The 17,708-nt window shown below is 43.1% G+C and carries 12 protein-coding genes and 3 pseudogenes; 14 read left to right on the top strand and 1 reads right to left on the bottom strand.

Translation table 11 applies throughout. The features are described 5' to 3' along the window. Positions 1-40 precede the first annotated feature (40 nt). Complete coding sequence (locus ACY3FQ_RS01345; protein ID WP_005401352.1) at positions 41-568, top strand: pilus assembly protein PilP; 528 nt, start codon at positions 41-43, stop codon at positions 566-568. Positions 569-632: 64 nt separating this feature from the next. Then, a pseudogene (locus ACY3FQ_RS01350) lies at positions 633-1,379 on the top strand (AMIN domain-containing protein); the annotation flags it as partial. Between the two features lie 10 nt (positions 1,380-1,389). Here ACY3FQ_RS01350 and ACY3FQ_RS01355 read toward each other — a convergent pair. Next, the gene (locus ACY3FQ_RS01355) at positions 1,390-2,340 is read right to left on the bottom strand and encodes an IS481 family transposase (protein WP_006582413.1); all 951 of its coding nucleotides are present in this window, start codon (positions 2,338-2,340) and stop codon (positions 1,390-1,392) included. A 56-nt stretch (positions 2,341-2,396) separates the two neighbouring features. Between ACY3FQ_RS01355 and ACY3FQ_RS01360 the strand changes: the two are divergent. From ACY3FQ_RS01360 to ACY3FQ_RS01415, 12 genes and pseudogenes are all read left to right on the top strand, one after another. Beyond that, positions 2,397-3,674, top strand: a pseudogene (locus ACY3FQ_RS01360) (type IV pilus secretin PilQ); the annotation flags it as partial. 37 nt (positions 3,675-3,711) lie between these two features. After that, the gene (aroK, locus tag ACY3FQ_RS01365) at positions 3,712-4,245 is read left to right on the top strand and encodes a shikimate kinase AroK (protein WP_005401350.1); all 534 of its coding nucleotides are present in this window, start codon (positions 3,712-3,714) and stop codon (positions 4,243-4,245) included. 30 nt (positions 4,246-4,275) lie between these two features. After that, positions 4,276-5,361: a 3-dehydroquinate synthase gene (gene aroB, locus ACY3FQ_RS01370; protein WP_005401349.1), complete on the top strand. Its 1,086-nt coding sequence runs from the start codon at positions 4,276-4,278 to the stop codon at positions 5,359-5,361. Positions 5,362-5,368: 7 nt separating this feature from the next. After that, the gene (locus ACY3FQ_RS01375) at positions 5,369-6,208 is read left to right on the top strand and encodes a hypothetical protein (RefSeq protein WP_279044219.1); all 840 of its coding nucleotides are present in this window, start codon (positions 5,369-5,371) and stop codon (positions 6,206-6,208) included. Positions 6,209-6,655: 447 nt separating this feature from the next. Next, complete coding sequence (gltB, locus tag ACY3FQ_RS01380; RefSeq protein WP_171054262.1) at positions 6,656-11,131, top strand: glutamate synthase large subunit; 4,476 nt, start codon at positions 6,656-6,658, stop codon at positions 11,129-11,131. Positions 11,132-11,203: 72 nt separating this feature from the next. After that, on the top strand, positions 11,204-12,625 hold the full coding sequence (locus tag ACY3FQ_RS01385; RefSeq protein WP_005401346.1) for an FAD-dependent oxidoreductase: 1,422 nt from the start codon (positions 11,204-11,206) through the stop codon (positions 12,623-12,625). Between the two features lie 222 nt (positions 12,626-12,847). Then, entirely contained in the window at positions 12,848-13,726 is an 879-nt protein-coding gene (locus ACY3FQ_RS01390; protein WP_005401345.1) for a metal-dependent hydrolase, read from the top strand. Between the two features lie 148 nt (positions 13,727-13,874). Then, on the top strand, positions 13,875-14,465 hold the full coding sequence (locus tag ACY3FQ_RS01395) for a LemA family protein (RefSeq protein WP_005401344.1): 591 nt from the start codon (positions 13,875-13,877) through the stop codon (positions 14,463-14,465). Positions 14,466-14,511: 46 nt separating this feature from the next. Beyond that, positions 14,512-15,585 (top strand): TPM domain-containing protein, encoded by a 1,074-nt coding sequence (locus ACY3FQ_RS01400; RefSeq protein ID WP_005401343.1) that lies wholly within the window; start codon positions 14,512-14,514, stop codon positions 15,583-15,585. Further along, the gene (locus ACY3FQ_RS01405; RefSeq protein ID WP_005401342.1) at positions 15,579-16,139 is read left to right on the top strand and encodes a TPM domain-containing protein; all 561 of its coding nucleotides are present in this window, start codon (positions 15,579-15,581) and stop codon (positions 16,137-16,139) included. Before ACY3FQ_RS01400 ends, ACY3FQ_RS01405 begins: the two co-directional genes overlap by 7 nt. A 615-nt stretch (positions 16,140-16,754) precedes the next feature. Continuing rightward, a pseudogene (locus ACY3FQ_RS01410) lies at positions 16,755-17,102 on the top strand (hypothetical protein); the annotation flags it as partial. Between the two features lie 317 nt (positions 17,103-17,419). Continuing rightward, positions 17,420-17,605, top strand: a complete 186-nt coding sequence (locus ACY3FQ_RS01415; RefSeq protein WP_010327641.1) for a hypothetical protein — start codon at positions 17,420-17,422, stop codon at positions 17,603-17,605. The last annotated feature ends 103 nt before the right edge of the window (positions 17,606-17,708 follow it).

Below are 17,708 nucleotides of genomic sequence, written 5' to 3' on the forward strand. Positions count from 1 at the left end.
CAAAAAATGATAAGAAAGCCGATGCGGGAGGTGCCAAGTAATGAAACATCAAAACCTCTTACTTAGTCTCTGCGTAGGACTATTCCTTGTCGGTTGTGATTCACGTATTGATGCGGTCAATATGCAAATGGCTGAAATTCGCAATCAGCCACCATTGCCGATTGAGCCAGCGCCAGATTTCCCACCTGTACCGACCTTTAACTATGCTGCGCACCAATTAAAGAGCCCGTTTATGCCAAGCTCTTTAGCGGCTGAACTGAAGATTATGGCTGGAAAGCGTGTCTATCTAAACCTATCGCGCCAATTACAACCCTTGGAAAGTTATGCGATTGAATCGCTTAACATGAAAGGAAGCATGCGCGGACAAAATGGACAAATTTTGGCGTTGATTCAAACACCGGATGGTGAAATTGAACGCGTGCAGCGTGGTAGTTATTTGGGGATGAATCATGGTCGTGTGATTAATATCACCGCTACACAAATTGATTTGATTGAAATTATTCTGGATGGGCGTGAGGGCTATGTCGAGCGCCCGAGAAGCCTAGTATTAATTGGGCCGGCGCCTTAAAAAAGGAAAAGGAATAAAAATGAAAAATAGTGCTAAAGATTTTATATTTGGGGATGGCAATACGATGAACCATATGTTCCGTCAGTTTTCAATGGGTGCAATTGCAATGGCGGTGATGCAGGCTGCAAGTGCGCAAGTCAGTATTACGAATATTGTGCCGATGCAAATTCCGGGACAGGGAACAGAAATTCGTGTCATGTTCAACGGTTTGCCACCACAGCCGCAAGCCTATCAGTTGGAACAGCCATCACGTTTGGTTTTGGATTTTGATAAAGCGCAGCAGAGCTTAAAACAAGGCAGTATTGCGGTGGCAACGGCTGAAGCAAGTACAGTAGATGTAACTTCAGCTGCGCAGCGTTCACGTTTAACTGTAAATTTGGCTGATGCTGGTGCATTTACTACACGTGTTGAAGGTAATACTTTTATTCTGAAAATTAACTCAGCGAACCCAGCGCTAGCAACACCTGTTGCTGCAGCGCGTTCAGAGCAAGGTATTTCAAATATTGGATTCCAACGTGGTTCAGACGGCGAAGGCCAAGTTGTCATTGATTTAAAAGGTAGCAATACCCCTGTCGATGTGAAACAACAAGGCAGTAAAATTGTGGTGCGCGTTTTGGGGAATAAAATTCCTGCCCACTTATCGCGCCGTCTCAATGTGAATGATTTCGCAACGCCTGTATCGACCACTGATGCACAAAATGATGGCAGTAACGGCCTGATCACGATCCAATCGAATGGCAGTTTTGAATATATGGCTTATCAGGCAGAAGATAAGCTCACCATTAGTTTAAAGCGTCCTGAAGATAAAAATCCAATGAAGCCTAGGTGTTTAGTCCCGGCATTTGATGGATCGGATCAATTTTAAAAAGTTCAGGTTCATCTGTCCACTGTTTGCAGATGAATTCGTAGGGAGTCAGGCCCCTGAGTGTTTTGAGTCTGCGGCCGAAGTTGTATGCAGCAATAAAATCAGCAAGGTGAATGCATAGCTGAGTGTGATCGTCGTAATGGAACCGTTTGACAGTAGCTTCTTTAATCGTTCGGTTCATCCTCTCGACCTGTCCATTGGTCCATGGATGCTTAACCTTGGTAAGACGATGTTCAATGCCACATTCAGTACAAACCCGATCAAAGATGTGCTCAGAGGCGTAGCGATCACAGGTGCGGTTCGTGAACTGGATGCCGTTATCTGTTAGCACCGTATGGATTCTATAGGGCACAGCCTTAACCAGATTGCGCATGAACTCCGCGGCTGCCATCTTACTGGCTTTAGTATGCAATTCAGTGAACGCAAACTTGGAAGTGCGATCAATGGCAACGAAGAGATAAAGCTTACCCTGTGCTGTTTGCATCTCAGCGATGTCGATATGAAAGTAACCAATGGGGTAGCTCTTGAAGCGCTTCCTGACAGGGCGATCACCTTGTACCTCAGGCAGTCGTGAAATACCATGCCGCTGTAAGCAGCGGTGTAACGACGAGCGTGTCAGATAAGGAATACTCGGCTGCAATGCATAAAGGCAATCGTCTAGCGGCAACAAAGTGCGTTTTCGAAAAGCAACAATTGCCGCCTCATCTTCAGGCGATAACACGCTTGAGCGAGGATTCTTTGGGCCGGTTGTAAGATCATCTACTGAAGTACGTTTCTTCCATTTTGCGACGGTCTTTTGATTGATGCCGTAACGCTTGGCTAGCGTTCTTAAGCTCTCTTGACTATTTTGTATTGCTCGACGCACTGCCTGTGTCGTTGTGGCGCTGCTGTGTAGAACTTGTCCCATAGTGCTTCCTTCCATTTATCTGAGAATATTGCACCATTAAAATCTGGGACTAAACACCTAAAGCACCAAGTGCTTATACGGGCAAAAAGATTTCTTTAGATTTCCAAGATATTGAAGTACGCCGTGTATTACAGCTCTTAGCTGATTTTACAGGCATTAACATGGTGGCCTCGGATACGGTACAAGGTAATATTACCTTGCGCCTTAAAGATGTACCTTGGGATCAGGCACTTGATATCATAATGAAAACCAAGAATTTGGATAAGCGACGCAATGGTAATGTGATTTGGATTGCACCTGTAGCTGAGCTGATTAAATCTGAGGAAGAAGAGGCGAAAGCCATCGCGCAAAGTATTAAGCTTTCACCTATTCAAACCGATTATATTCAATTGAGTTATGCTAAATCGGCGGATGTACTGAAGTTATTGGAGGACTCTCGTGATAGTAAAGGAGGTGAGTCGAACCGAACAGCGGGTTCAGACTCCTTAGCTTTGGAAAGTTTATTGAGTGCTCGTGGTAGTGCGGTTTCTGATTCGCGTACCAATACTTTAATTATTAATGATAGGCAGCAAAATATTGACAAGATTCGTCGCATGATTGACTTGCTGGATGTCGCAGTTAAACAGGTGATGGTCGAAGCCCGTATTGTAACGGCGTCAACAGATTTTTCTCGCGAATTGGGGATTAAGTGGAGCGCGAAGAAGCTGGGCAATAGCCCAGTATGGGGCGGAGATTTCCAGCCAAGTTTTGATTTGGGGGTGGATTTAGCAACAAACACGGCTGGTACGTTTAACTTTGGTTTACTGAAGATCTCAGATTATATGTTAAACCTTGAGTTAAGCGCACTTCAAGCGGATGGTCATGGTGAAGTGTTATCAGCACCTAAAGTACTGACTGGTGATAAACAGAAAGCCTATATCTTGCGTGGTACAGAGATTCCTTATCAAACATGGAGTGCGACGGAAGGCTTAAAAACCGAATTCCGTGCGGCTAACTTAAAGTTAGAGGTGACTCCAAGTATCACCCCTGATGGTAAAGTTCAAATGGCGCTAAAAATTGAAAAAGATACAGTTGGTACACTAACATCAGCAGGGTATTTAATTAATACAAATGAACTTGAAACTAATGTTTTGGTTGATGATGGTGAAACAGTCGTACTTGGCGGTATTTTTGATGACATTAAGCAAAATCAATATGAGAAAGTTCCATTTTTTGGGGATTTGCCTGTAGTGGGTGCTTTATTTAAAAATAACACCAGATCTAGTGCGCAAACTGAGTTATTGATTTTTGTGACACCACGAATTGTTAATGACAGTGTTTCAAGAAATCATTAATATATTTTTAATTTGAACAAATCTAAAAGGTGACTCCTTGCCAAGCAAAGAGTTTGAAACCCTACCAAATATTTATTTGGTAGGGCCTATGGGGGCTGGAAAAACAACGGTAGGACGACATTTAGCTGAACTGTTAGGACGAGAGTTTCTTGATAGCGATCATGAGATTGAGCGTAAAACAGGGGCAACGATTCCATGGATCTTTGAAAAAGAGGGCGAGCTTGGATTTCGTAGTCGTGAAACGGTTGTAATCGATGAGTTAACCTCTCGACCCAACTTGGTCTTGGCCACAGGTGGTGGGGCGGTGACTCAGGCTCCAAATCGCGCATTTCTCAAACAACGTGGTATTGTTGTTTATCTTTATACTCCTGTAGAGATTCAACTACAGCGAACCTATCGTGATAAAAATCGTCCACTGCTTCAAGTGGAGAATCCTGAACAAAAGTTAACTGACTTGCTCAGCGTTCGAGATCCTTTATATCGTGAAGTTGCCCATTATATTATTGAGACCAATCAAGGGGCTGCACGTGATCTTGCGCAGCGTATCTTAAACTTGATTCTTTTAAAGTAGTTTTGATTCAGTTTTGAAGTGATTTGATCCATGCAAACCTTATATGTTGAACTTGGCGAACGCCGTTACCCGATCTTTATTGGTAGTGATTTAGATCCAAACGCTTTACTTGAGCCGTATATTCATGGTCGCCAAGTGATGATTGTGAGTAATGAAACGGTCGCGCCTTTGTATTTAGCGCGTTACGTGGCAGCAATTGAAGCGTTGGGAAAAACAGTTGCAACCTGTATTTTGCCTGATGGAGAAAAATATAAGAATATTGAGCACCTCAACCTGATTTTTGATGCATTGCTAGCGTCAGGCTTCAACCGTGATTGTACAGTTTTAGCTTTAGGTGGTGGTGTGATTGGAGATATGGCGGGCTTTGCTTCAGCATGCTTCCAGCGTGGGGTCTATTTTATTCAGGTGCCAACGACACTTCTTTCACAGGTTGATTCGAGTGTTGGTGGTAAAACAGGGATTAATCATCCGCTGGGTAAAAACATGATCGGGGCATTTCAACAACCGCAAGTGGTCTTGGCGGATATGTCTCAACTTAAAACGCTGCCAGCACGTGAGTTATCCGCAGGTTTGGCAGAAGTGATTAAGTACGCACTCTTGGGGGATACAGACTTTCTCACTTGGTTGGAACAACATATAGATGATTTGGTGCAGGGTGATGAAGCTGCACTGGCTGAAGCTGTGTATCGTTCTTGTGCCCATAAAGCGCGTATTGTTGCCAATGATGAAAAAGAGCAAGGTGAGCGTGCCTTATTGAATCTTGGGCATACCTTTGGACATGCGATTGAATCTTATCTAGGCTATGGTGAATGGCTCCATGGTGAAGCTGTGGCAACAGGTATGGTGATGGCAGCAGATTTATCGCAGCGTATGGGATGGATCAGTGCAGAAGATTTGGCGCGTACAAAAAATATCATTCAACGCGCGAATTTACCGATAGTATGTCCGCAGATTCCCCTCGATGACTTTTTGGCGTATATGGCTCATGATAAAAAAGTCTTGAACGGGCAACTGCGTTTGGTTTTGATGCAAGCGGTAGGACAGGCCATCATTACCAAAACATTTGATGTAGAATTGATGAAACAGGCGATTTTAGCCAACCAAGAGCAGGCATAACTTTATTATGGCAACAACCCTTCGAACCCAGTGGCAGACAAAGCAAAATTATATTTGGCTTGCATTCGGAGGGGTATGCTTGTTTGGCGCCTTAGTCTTTTGGGCCATTACAGATCAAGAGACTTTGGTTGAAGTTGAAAAAAAAGCTGAATCTGAAGTTGAGTTACAAATTCAGCCAGAAAAAGTCGCAACAACCGCACATTTAGGTTCATTCCTCGATGAAGTAAAACCTTTGGATATGACGACACGTGTTGTAGCAATCGCGCAGCATGAAGCTGAATTCCGTGGGACCAAATTTATTCAGGAAAATAAAAAGAACAGTGCAGTTGAGTTGTTTAGAGTTTCAGAAGAGGCGATTATTAAGCGCTTTTTGCAAAGACAATCTGATCGTCAAGCGTTTAGTTACTTAAGACTGACGGGTGAAAACCAAATTGAGCAATATGTGCTGATCTATGGTGTGTATAAAAATGCCAATGAGGCGCAAAAGGCATTGGCGGATTTAAAACTGACGTTGCCGAAGTCGGTGCAACCCAAAGTTGAAAAAATTGAAAGCTATGCTGAATATGTCAATGATCTCGGTTCTGATGAACTTGGACTTAGCAATAAGCTCTATGCCGTGCAGTTGAAACCAGCCGCTGTGCCTGTGATTGATGAAGCTACGCTTGCTGCGCGTCAACAAGCGGCACGTGCAGCAGTTGAACAAAATAAACAATCGACCACATCGACAACGGTTACTCGTCGTGATGCGGATGGAAATGTGGTTGATGTGCAAAAGTCACAAACGACCGTAGAGAATGCGCCACAAAATAAAACAAATGAACCTGAAGTGACCGACCCATTTAATTAAAATTGGATCATTATGGCGCATCAAAAAATGTAAATTCCATATGTGCACAGATATGGTGCAATAAATGGATTATCCTCGAACTAGTTTTTTACGTAAAAAACACAAACCTAATAAAACTAAAGCGCTTAACACACAAAATAAATAATTGGCATAAAACTTGCTTTAATGGTGCATGAATTGAGTTGATGTCACTGTTTTGGCGCAAAAAAGATTCGATTTATGAGCGAAATAGTAGCGGCCAAGTGCCTTATAAAAGTGCGTGACTGCTGCATACATTTTTTCAATTAAGACATGCATAAAGACGAAAATCAGTCTATCTTGGGTGTGAAGAAAAAATGCTGTACTTCAATCAGAATCTGAATATGAGTCAATTGAACGAATCGGCAAGAAGTAATTAGATTGTTAGACGCCCGACAGGGCCTGTAGAAAGAAGGGTACGCTATGCACATGCCATCGCCTAATACTGTAGCTCCCGCTCAAGGTTTATACCAACCGGATGAGTTTAAAGATAACTGTGGTTTTGGTTTAATCGCCCATATGCAGGGTGATGCAAGCCATGATCTTGTCAAGACTGCTATGCACAGTCTGAGCTGTATGACCCACCGCGGTGGTATTGCTGCAGATGGTAAGACAGGGGATGGTTGCGGTTTACTCTTAGCAATGCCAAAACAGTTTTTCCGTGAAGAAGCGAAAAAACTCAGTGATATTACACTCAGTGAAGTTTTTGCTGTCGGCACGGTGTTTTTAAGCCTCGATCCAGCAATTGCAGCACATGCAAAACAAATTCTAACTAAAGAAATTGAATCTGAAGGCTGTCGAGTATTGGCGTGGCGTGTGATTCCGACCAATAACGATGCTTTAGGTTCGATTGCGATGCAGTCACTTCCTGCATTTGAGCAAATTATTGTGAACTGCCCAATGGGTGTGTCTGAAGTTGAGTTTAACCGTAAACTCTTCTTGGCACGCCGCCGTGCAGAACAGCAGCTTACTAATGACCCTTCATTTTATGTAACCACATTATGTTCAACAGTGATTAGCTATAAAGGCTTGATGATGCCTGAAGCGATTGCTGACTTCTACACAGACTTGGCAGACCCACGTCTTGAGTCACATATTGTGGTGTTCCACCAACGTTTCTCGACCAATACATTGCCGCGTTGGCCTTTGGCTCAGCCATTCCGTTATCTTGCACACAATGGTGAAATTAATACCATTACTGCGAACCGTAACTGGGCGATGGCGCGTACGCCAAAGTTTGAAAACCCATTATTGCCTGGTTTAACTGAGCTCAATCCAATCGTGAACCGTACTGGCTCGGATTCTTCAAGCTTAGATAACATGCTTGAAATTCTTGTGGGCGGCGGTATGGACTTGTTCCGTGCACTGCGTATGTTGGTTCCTCCAGCATGGCAGAACGTGGAAACTTTAGATGCTGATTTACGTGCATTCTATGAGTTTAACTCGAAGCATATGGAAGCGTGGGATGGTCCTGCTGGTCTCGTGATTCAAGATGGTCGTCATGCGATTTGTATGTTGGACCGTAACGGTTTACGTCCAGCACGTTGGGTGATTACCAAAAATGGTTACATCACACTGGCGTCTGAAATTGGTGTATGGGGCTACGAGCCTGAAGATGTAATTTCTAAAGGTCGTGTCGGTCCAGGTCAAATCCTAGTGATTGATACCTTCACAGGTAAAATGCTCGACACTAAAGATGTCAGCACGCATTTGAAAAAAATGCGTCCTTACCGTGAATGGTTACGTGAAAACTCAGTTCGTGTACAAGGTAGTCCAGAGCTTGAAGAATATTTATGTGATCAAGGCTTAAAAGGCGACGACCTTAAAGCATCACAAAAAATGTTTATGGTGACCTTTGAAGAACGTGATCAATTGCTTCGTCCAATCGCTGAAAGTGGTCAGGAAGCAGTGGGTTCAATGGGTGATGATACGCCAATGGCAGTTTTGTCTCGCCAAGTACGTCATGTGTCGGATTACTTCCGTCAACAGTTTGCTCAGGTCACCAACCCACCAATCGACCCATTACGTGAATCGATTGTGATGTCATTGGAAACGTGTTTAGGTCGTGAGCAAAACGTTTTTGAACAAAGCCCTGAGCATGCGGATCGTTTGATCATTTCAAGCCCAGTGTTGTCAAATTCGAAAATGCATCAAATCCGTACGCTGGGTCGTAAGGGTTATGAGATTGCAGATATCGATTTAAATTATGCGGAAGATGAAGGTCTAGAAGCTGCAATTGCGCGTATCTGTGAAGAAGCAGCGCAAGCGATTCGTGACGGCAAAACCTTATTGGTGTTGTCTGATAAGAAAATTCGTCAAGGTTTCTTGCCTGCCAATGCATTGATGGCAACTGGTGCTGTGCACCATTATCTAATTAATGTCGGTTTACGTACCGATGCCAACATTATTGTTGAAACAGCACTGGCACGTGACCCGCACCAATTTGCGGTTATTCTCGGTTTTGGTGCGACAGCAATTTATCCTTACCTTGCTTATGATGTGATCAATGACTTGGTTGCAAAAGGCGAGCTATTAGGTGACCCAATTCAAGCACAAGTGAATTTCCGTAAAGGCATTGAAAAAGGCTTGTTAAAAGTCCTTTCAAAAATGGGGATTTCTACGGTTGCCTCTTACCGTGGTGGTCAGTTGTTTGAAGCGGTGGGTCTGTCTGAAGAAGTGGTTTCAAAATGCTTCACGGGTGTACCGAGCCGTATCAAAGGTGCAACCTTTATTGACCTTGAAAATGACCAAAAGAAATTGGCCGATACCGCATGGAAAACACGTAAACCAATCGATCAAGGTGGTTTGCTGAAATTTGTCTTTGATAAGGAATACCATGCGTTCAACCCAGACGTAATCAATGCTTTGCATAAATCAGTGCGTTCTGGTCAATATGCAGACTTTAAAGAATATGCTGAGCTGGTGAATAACCGTCCAGTGGCAACAATTCGCGACTTATTAAAGTTAAAAACAGATAACTCGATTGCTCTAGATCAAGTGGAGTCTGTAGAAGCGATTTTACCGCGCTTTGACTCTGCAGGCATGTCTTTAGGAGCATTGTCTCCTGAAGCGCATGAGGCGATTGCGATTGCGATGAACACCATTGGTGGTCGTTCAAACTCGGGTGAGGGCGGTGAAGATCCAGCGCGTTATGGCACCATTCGTAACTCGAAAATCAAACAGATTGCATCAGGTCGTTTTGGTGTAACACCTGCGTATTTAACCTCTGCTGAAGTCTTGCAGATTAAAGTGGCGCAAGGGGCTAAACCGGGTGAAGGTGGTCAATTACCAGGTGGTAAAGTGAATGGATTAATTGCACGTTTACGTTATTCTGTGCCGGGAGTGACCCTCATTTCTCCACCACCGCACCATGACATTTACTCGATTGAAGATTTATCACAATTGATCTTTGACTTAAAACAAGTCAATCCTCAAGCGATGGTTTCAGTAAAACTGGTGTCTGAGCCGGGTGTAGGTACCATTGCAGCAGGTGTGGCAAAAGCCTATGCTGACTTCATTACTATTTCAGGTTATGACGGTGGTACAGCAGCCTCTCCATTGTCTTCAATTCACCATGCAGGTTCGCCTTGGGAGTTGGGTCTTTCTGAAGCGCATCAAGCACTTCGTGTCAATGACTTACGTGGTAAAGTTCGTGTTCAAACCGACGGCGGTTTGAAAACAGGTCTAGATGTGGTGAAAGCAGCCATTTTAGGTGCAGAAAGCTTTGGCTTTGGTTCTACACCAATGATTGCTTTAGGTTGTAAATACCTGCGTATTTGTCACCTGAATAACTGTGCAACGGGTGTTGCGACTCAACAAGATCATTTACGCCAAGAACATTATATTGGCGAGCCACAAATGCTCATCAACTTCTTCACCTTCATTGCTGAAGAAACACGTGAGTGGCTGGCAGCGTTGGGTGTTTCAAGCCTCAAAGACTTGATTGGTCGTACAGATTTGCTTGAAATGCTTCCAGGTGAAACGGAGAAACATGCGCACCTTGATTTGAGCGCATTACTGGAGTCACATCCTTCTGCGCAAGGTAAGGCGCAGTACTGTGAAGTTGAAGGTAACGCACCGTTTGATAAAGGCTTGCTTGCTGAGAAAATGGTTGCTGAAATGCTACCAGCAATTGAAGCTGGGACCACAGGTGAATATCACTTCACCATTGGTAACTGTGACCGTTCAATTGGTGCACGTATTTCAGGTGAGATTGCGCGTCGTTATGGCAACCTCAGCATGGAAGCGCACCCAGTGAAGATGAACTTGGTGGGTACTGCGGGTCAATCCCTCGGTGTTTGGAATGCGGGTGGTTTGCACATTCGATTAGAAGGTGATGCGAACGACTACGTGGGTAAAGGCATGGCAGGTGGTCGTGTGTCGATCTTCCCACCAAAAGGTTCACCTTTCCAAACCCAAGAAACGGCAATCATTGGTAACACCTGTTTATATGGTGCAACGGGTGGTAAATTGTTCGCAGCAGGTACAGCAGGTGAGCGTTTTGCAGTACGTAACTCGGGTGCTTTCGCTGTAATTGAAGGTGCAGGCGATCACTGTTGTGAATATATGACAGGTGGTATCGTGACTGTACTTGGTAAAGTGGGGCACAACTTCGGTGCAGGGATGACAGGTGGTTTTGCTTACGTTCTTGACCTTGATAATGACTTCGTTGATCATTACAACCACGAACTGATTGAGCTGAATCGTATTTCGACTGAATCGATGGAAGAACATAAAGAGTTCTTAAGCCGTATCTTAGATGAACACATTGCTGAGACTGGTAGTGCTTGGGCGTACAAGATCCGTAACGAGTTTGATTTCTACAGTCGTAAATTCTGGTTGGTGAAACCGAAAGCTGCCAACTTACAGACTTTGTTGAAAACCACTCAAGCTGATCCACAATAATTCCACTACTGCTGATACATAGGCAGGTGCAGACGATAGATAAACGGGCTGCACCTACCCACGGAGAGAGACATGGCAGAGCGCCTAAACAATGACTTTCAATTTCTGGATGTAGCACGCCAAGATCCAGAGAAAAAAGAGATTCAGGTCCGCAAAGCAGAGTTTGTGGAAATTTATAAACCTTTTACAGCGGAAGTGGCAGCAAATCAGACCCACCGTTGTTTAGGGTGTGGTAACCCATATTGTGAATGGAAATGTCCAGTACATAACTATATTCCAAACTGGTTAAAGTTGATTGCTGAAGGCCGTATTTTCCAAGCAGCAGAACTGTGTCACCAAACCAACACGCTACCAGAAGTGTGTGGTCGTGTTTGTCCGCAAGACCGTTTATGTGAAGGGGCTTGTACCTTAAACGATGGTTTTGGTGCAGTGACGATTGGTAACGCTGAAAAATATATCAATGACACTGCGTTTGCACTGGGCTGGCGTCCAGATATGTCTTCAGTAAAGTGGACAGATAAAAAAGTCGCGATCATTGGTGCAGGCCCTGCTGGTCTAGGCTGTGCTGATATTTTGGTGCGTAGTGGGGTTAAACCTGTAGTATTCGACAAACGCCCTGAAATTGGTGGTCTACTGACTTTTGGTATTCCAGAATTTAAAATGGAAAAAGATGTGATGAAGCGTCGCCGTGAAATCTTCACGGGCATGGGCGTGGAATTCCGTTTAAATACTGAAATTGGTACAGATGTCACCATCGATCAATTGCTTACTGAATACGATGCGGTGTTCATGGGTATGGGTACTTATACCTACATGAAAGGTGGCTTCGCAGGTGAAGATCTAAATGGTGTCTATGATGCCTTGGATTTCTTGATTGCCAATGTCAACCGTACTCAAGGTTGGGAAAAAGACCCAAGCGAGTACATCAGTGTTGAAGGTAAAAAGGTGATTGTCCTAGGTGGTGGTGACACTGCAATGGACTGTAACCGTACTTCGATTCGTCAGGGTGCAGAAGTGGTGAGCTGTGCATACCGTCGTGATGAAGAAAATATGCCAGGTTCACGTCGTGAAGTGCAAAATGCCAAAGAAGAAGGAGTGAACTTCTTGTTTAATCGCCAACCAATTGAAATTGTAGGTGAAAATGGTAAAGTCACAGGCGTAAAAGTGGTTACGACTCAACTTGGCGAGCCTGATAGCCGTGGTCGTCGCAGCCCAGAACCAATTCCGGGTTCAGAAGAAATTTTACCTGCAGATGCAGTTTTATTGGCATTTGGTTTCCGTACCAGCCCTGCGGATTGGTTTACAAATGTGAATATTAACCTTGATGGTTCAGGTCGTGTAGTTGCGGCTGAACAGCAAACCTATAAATTCCAAACCTCAAATCCGAAAATCTTTGCGGGTGGTGATATGGTTCGTGGTTCAGACCTTGTTGTCACAGCGATTTGGGAAGGCCGTCAAGCAGCTGAAGGTATTTTGGATTATTTAGACATTTAATCTAAATCGTTCAACACAAAAACCCGCTTCGGCGGGTTTTTTATGATCACTGTTTGCTTGAGATGATATGAAAGAGGTGGATCGGGATAAATCGAAAAAGATCTGGTGGAGAGTCCGATAAAAATGGACGAATTTGCAAACGTACTAAGCACTTTTGCCATATGTGAACGGTCTCTAAATTCAGATACTGAAGATCGCTCGGTTAAATGTTAGGAAATAGACATGACTCAAGTGACGACAGAAAAACTATATCAACATCGTCCAAAAGCTCAGGGTATTACGATTCGACGTTTGCAATTCAACCCCAAAGCCATTCGCAGGCATTATTTTGCCAATTCACCGGTCATGTCACATTTGCTGACGGCATTGTCTTCGACTTTTCCCATAGGTGAGCAGTTCTTTGTGCATAGCGTGCGTAATGTACGTGACCAAGTGAAGGATGAAAATCTGCAAGTGCAGATTGCGGCATTTATTGGTCAAGAGGCGATGCATTCTCAAGCACACACGGCATTTAATGCTGCATGGCGCCGTGATGATTATAATCTCGACCGTTTTCAGGCATGGTTGGCGCGTAAAGATGATGATGTGAAAAACCTGCATCCTAAAATTCAGCTCGCAATCACCTGTGCTTTTGAGCATTTTACGGCACTGCTAGGCGGCTATATCTTAAGGCATCCTGAGGTATTGAGCACCTTGGATGATGATGCGGTTAAACTCTGGGTGTGGCATGCCATTGAAGAAATTGAGCATCGTGCGGTTGCCTTCGATGTTTATCAAGATGTGTATGGTGATGACAAGATTCGCCGTTTAATTATGCGCAGTGTAACGACAGGTTTCGCCAGTTTAACTTTTTACTCAGCCAGTCGATTATTTTTACAAGACCACAAAAAGAGTATACCGAAATTGGGTGGGAATCTCTTTGGGTTGTATTTACTGGCGAAGATGTTTGTGCAATTGCTGCCTGAATATCTGTCTTATTACAAAAGCAACTTTCATCCCTCAGATATTGATTACACCCAACTGTTGAAATACTGGAAAACCCGTTTGGCAGACAACTATCAACTCGAAGGTTTTCAGCAGGAATTGCACGCGGCTATTTAGTTTAAGTATAAAAATAAATAATCAAAACCGAGTGAATATCGCTCGGTTCTTTCATTTTTAGCTACTTTAACTAAAAGTAACAAAAGGATAATCAAATGTGTTTACAATCAGGTTATTGCAATAAATACAAAAGAAAGAGGATAGCTGAATGAATTTTATGAAAAAAACTGCTGTCGTTGTTGCCCTTGTGAGCACGTTAACGCTATCGGGCTGTGGTTATAATACCTTACAGGTCAAAGATGAGGCAGTTACAGCTGCTTGGTCGGAAGTACAAAACCAATATCAGCGCCGTGCAGATTTGGTGCCGAACTTGGTGAATGTAGTGAAGGGGTATGCTAAGCATGAAGAGCAAGTCCTAACTGAGGTCACACAGGCTCGTGCCAATGTGGCAGGTTTAAAAGTCGATAAAGAAGTATTAGAAGACCCTGCATTATTCCAAAAATATCAAGAAGCTCAGGCGCAAATGACAGGTGCATTGTCGCGTTTAATTGCGGTCTCAGAAAACTATCCAGACTTAAAAGCCAATGAGCAATTCCGTGATTTACAGGTTCAACTCGAAGGTACCGAAAACCGTATTGCGGTAGCGCGTAATCGCTACATTAGTACAGTACAAGACTTTAACTCCTATGCACGTCAGTTCCCACAAGTCATGACTGCGAAGGTGATTGGGATGGACACCAAACCGAACTTTAGTGCGGAGCAAAGTGCGCAAAAAGCACCAACGGTATCATTTAACTAGTTGAAACCTCAGTGATCTCACGCAATCGTAGCTATAGGGTGAATGAATGATAGGACGGCAGCAGTTCTTACGGTTTTCCTATAAATGGATGCTTGCATTCATTTTATCAGGACTGCTGTGTCTAAGTTCTTTAACATGGGCGGAAGTTGCTACAGCAACAGATGGTGCTGCGGAAACAATCGTTGCTGGAAAGATGATTCAAGGTCAGCAAGCAGCGAGTTCTAATAAGGTAAGCTCTACCAATACTGATGCCGTGCCACAACCACCCATTGCCAATGATATGGCAGAAGGTGAATTGATATGGGCGTTACCGACCTTAAATGAACCCGTGATCGATCAAGCACATATTTTAAGTGCTGAAGATAAGGAAGCTATTGGCCAAAAAATTCGTGCCTTGCATGACACAGGAAAAGCCCAAATAGGCGTAGTGATTGTCCCGACCACAGGTCAAGAGGATATTTTTGGTTTTGCAATGCGTATTGCAGACCAATGGCAGCTCGGTTCAGCAAAGCAGGACAACGGTTTGCTGATTGCAATTGCCGTTAATGACCGACGTATGCAAATTCTTACGGGTTATGGTTTGGAAGGCGTCATTCCTGACATTATTGCGAATCGCATTATTAATCAACAAATCACACCGTATTTTAAACAAGCTCAGTATGCTCAAGGGATCAATGCAGGGCTTACTGAAATTGAACGTATTTTAAATCTTGACCCTGAAGTTGCAGCCCAAGCAGCGCAGGAATTACAAGAACGCCAAGACCAAGCCATTCGAGAGCAGGAAGCCAAAAGTAAAACCTTTAGTACTGCTTTATTTATCTTAATTGCTGGCGCAATTGGCTCATTTGTGGTGGGGAAGCGTTTAAGTGCCTCGACGGCTGCAGTTGCAGGCATCGTGGCAGGCTTGGTCAATGGAGCTGGTTTAGTCACCAGTTTGCTAATTGGTGGTGGGATTTTCTTTTTACTCATCACGGCCTTAGCCCAAACGATATTTCAGCTCTTTCTCTCTTCTGGCGGTGGAGGTGGGCGCGGAGGTCGTGGCGGCGGCGGTTTTGGTGGAGGTGGATATAGTGGCGGGGGCGGCGGCTTCGGCGGTGGAGGAGCATCAGGGTCATGGTAACAACAACTGAAACGACGGACATCGTTACTAAACCAAAGCTAGATGAAGTTGTACAACCGAGTTTTAAGCGTTGGTTAAAGCATTTATTACATATGCCAGCTAGTAAACGCTTTTTTAATCAGCAAGATCAACATGCGATTGCGCAAGCGGTATCTGCTGCTGAACATGGGCACATTGGTGAAATCCAAGTGGTGATCGAAGGGCACATGCCTGCTCGAGAAGCCTATTATTTAGATACTCGTGGACGTGCGAAACAACTGTTTGCTGAGCTCGGTGTGTGGGATACCGAGTTGAATAGCGGGATTTTACTGTACTTAAACTTGTGTGAGCGTAAAGTCGAGATTGTCATTGACCGTGGAATACAGTTAGCTACTACACAGCAGGTGTGGGACGAGGTCTGCCAAAGTATTATTGCAAAAATGGCACAGCAACAGTATCGGCAGGCTTTAGTCGATGCCGTTACTGAAGTTGGGACTATTTTGGATCATTTCTATGCCAATAAAATAGAGGATAAAGCTGATGAATTGAGCAATTCGCCAATTATGTTGAACTAGAAAGAGGGAAACTGACAATATTTGTCAGTTTTTTACATAAAAACACAATGCTCAAAAATAAATTTTTAAATAGTGAAATAAAGTGCTGTTTTTTATTTAAAAATAAATATAATAAAAGTTGGCATAATACATGCTAATTACAAAGTAGCTTAAAAAGCTTATAAAAAATTAACAAAACATTTGTGGAGAATGTTATGAACGCTCAAAAGGGTTTCACTCTTATTGATACTCCATAAGTGTCCATATAAAATGAACAATCCATAAGTAAGTCAATATGGACATAAAAATAATAAATTTGATATGAAGAATCACTATTATCTTTTTCTACTTTTTTCAATCTCCGGTTTTACTCATGCTCAAGAACTAGACTTCATTCAATATTCAGATATTTCATCAATTCCTCAAATTGTTTTGAATCCAAAAATCCAAACAGAACTTCAAACATTGTTAAAGCATGATTATCTAAAATTTCAGGTGGTGTTTCAAAAAGTATGCTAGTTAATTCTGTCAATAGAGAAATTGAAAATAAGTAAATTAAATTCACTATATTTTTAATGCTTTATGAGATTTCAATTGTGGTTAAAATATAATCAGTATACTTTTTGAAACACCACCAAATTTCAATCTAATTTTGACAATTACTCAGCGCCATATTTACTGAAAACAGATGAGGCGCTGTATTATGAAGGTCGGTCTGGAAGCACTTTAGATGCTTCATCCGCGATTGTGTTTAAAGATGGGCGATTGTTTGCTGCAATATATTTTTCCAATACCAAGACTTTAAAATACTTTAGCAACGATGCCAGTTGCTCAGAACAGTTACATCCTGCGATTCAAGTTTTTGCTCAGCAGCGTGAAATTCAAGGTATTGAATATGCAACAGCTAGAGCCAATACCGCTTTAAAATATAATTTTGGCCCCGCTTCAAAATGTGAAACCTATTTTAAAAAATTAGGAAGATAGCTGTGTTAGCGGCAGTGTAAAAATGCCCCCCTAACGGCATTTAAAAACTGCCCCCCTTGGTTAATATAGTGGTCGATTTATTGTTCGTGTTCCATCATTGTTCATCAAAAACTTGCCTTGGAAGCAGCAGGGCGTGGTGTAAGTATGAATCATCAGGTGTTGGCAAAAATTAGCTTATGTGACTATTTCTGGTCGTCTAACAAGTAAGAATAACTGGTATGCTACGAACAGTAATAGGTGATCGTTTTATCTAGTAATTTGTATGATATTGTTAGATTTAAGGCTTGATCAGTAAAATTAGAGCTTGAGGTGATGCTATGACGTTATTGGAACAGCAGGTAGTACCAGCAGCTGTATTGGGAAAGTCAGTACTTAGGGCTGCTAAACTGCTTTCCCTTAGTCAGTCTCCGCTCGCAATAGTGCTAGATATGGATGTTGAGGCAATCACTCAATTGCAAAACCAACCTGAATTAGATCCAAATGGCTTTGTTGCACAAACCTAGCCTATAAGGTTTATTCAGTCCTATAATTTCAAAATGAATAAACCTACTCCTAAAACTTATCGTACAACCAACTGGTCTTCCTATAATCGCGCTCTCATTAATT

This window comes from Acinetobacter sp. AB03, from assembly GCF_058107045.1.

Excerpts from the sequence above, each read along its gene's own strand:
- ACY3FQ_RS01395 (WP_005401344.1), top strand. The coding sequence starts at position 13,875 with ATGAATTTTATGAAAAAAACTGCTGTCGTTGTTGCCCTTGTGAGCACG.
- ACY3FQ_RS01400 (WP_005401343.1), top strand. The coding sequence starts at position 14,512 with ATGATAGGACGGCAGCAGTTCTTACGGTTTTCCTATAAATGGATGCTT.
- aroB (WP_005401349.1), top strand. The coding sequence starts at position 4,276 with ATGCAAACCTTATATGTTGAACTTGGCGAACGCCGTTACCCGATCTTT.
- ACY3FQ_RS01415 (WP_010327641.1), top strand. The coding sequence starts at position 17,420 with ATGACGTTATTGGAACAGCAGGTAGTACCAGCAGCTGTATTGGGAAAG.
- ACY3FQ_RS01375 (WP_279044219.1), top strand. The coding sequence starts at position 5,369 with ATGGCAACAACCCTTCGAACCCAGTGGCAGACAAAGCAAAATTATATT.
- ACY3FQ_RS01385 (WP_005401346.1), top strand. The coding sequence starts at position 11,204 with ATGGCAGAGCGCCTAAACAATGACTTTCAATTTCTGGATGTAGCACGC.
- ACY3FQ_RS01405 (WP_005401342.1), top strand. The coding sequence starts at position 15,579 with ATGGTAACAACAACTGAAACGACGGACATCGTTACTAAACCAAAGCTA.
- ACY3FQ_RS01355 (WP_006582413.1), bottom strand. The coding sequence starts at position 2,340 with ATGGGACAAGTTCTACACAGCAGCGCCACAACGACACAGGCAGTGCGT.
- ACY3FQ_RS01345 (WP_005401352.1), top strand. The coding sequence starts at position 41 with ATGAAACATCAAAACCTCTTACTTAGTCTCTGCGTAGGACTATTCCTT.
- gltB (WP_171054262.1), top strand. The coding sequence starts at position 6,656 with ATGCCATCGCCTAATACTGTAGCTCCCGCTCAAGGTTTATACCAACCG.
- ACY3FQ_RS01390 (WP_005401345.1), top strand. The coding sequence starts at position 12,848 with ATGACTCAAGTGACGACAGAAAAACTATATCAACATCGTCCAAAAGCT.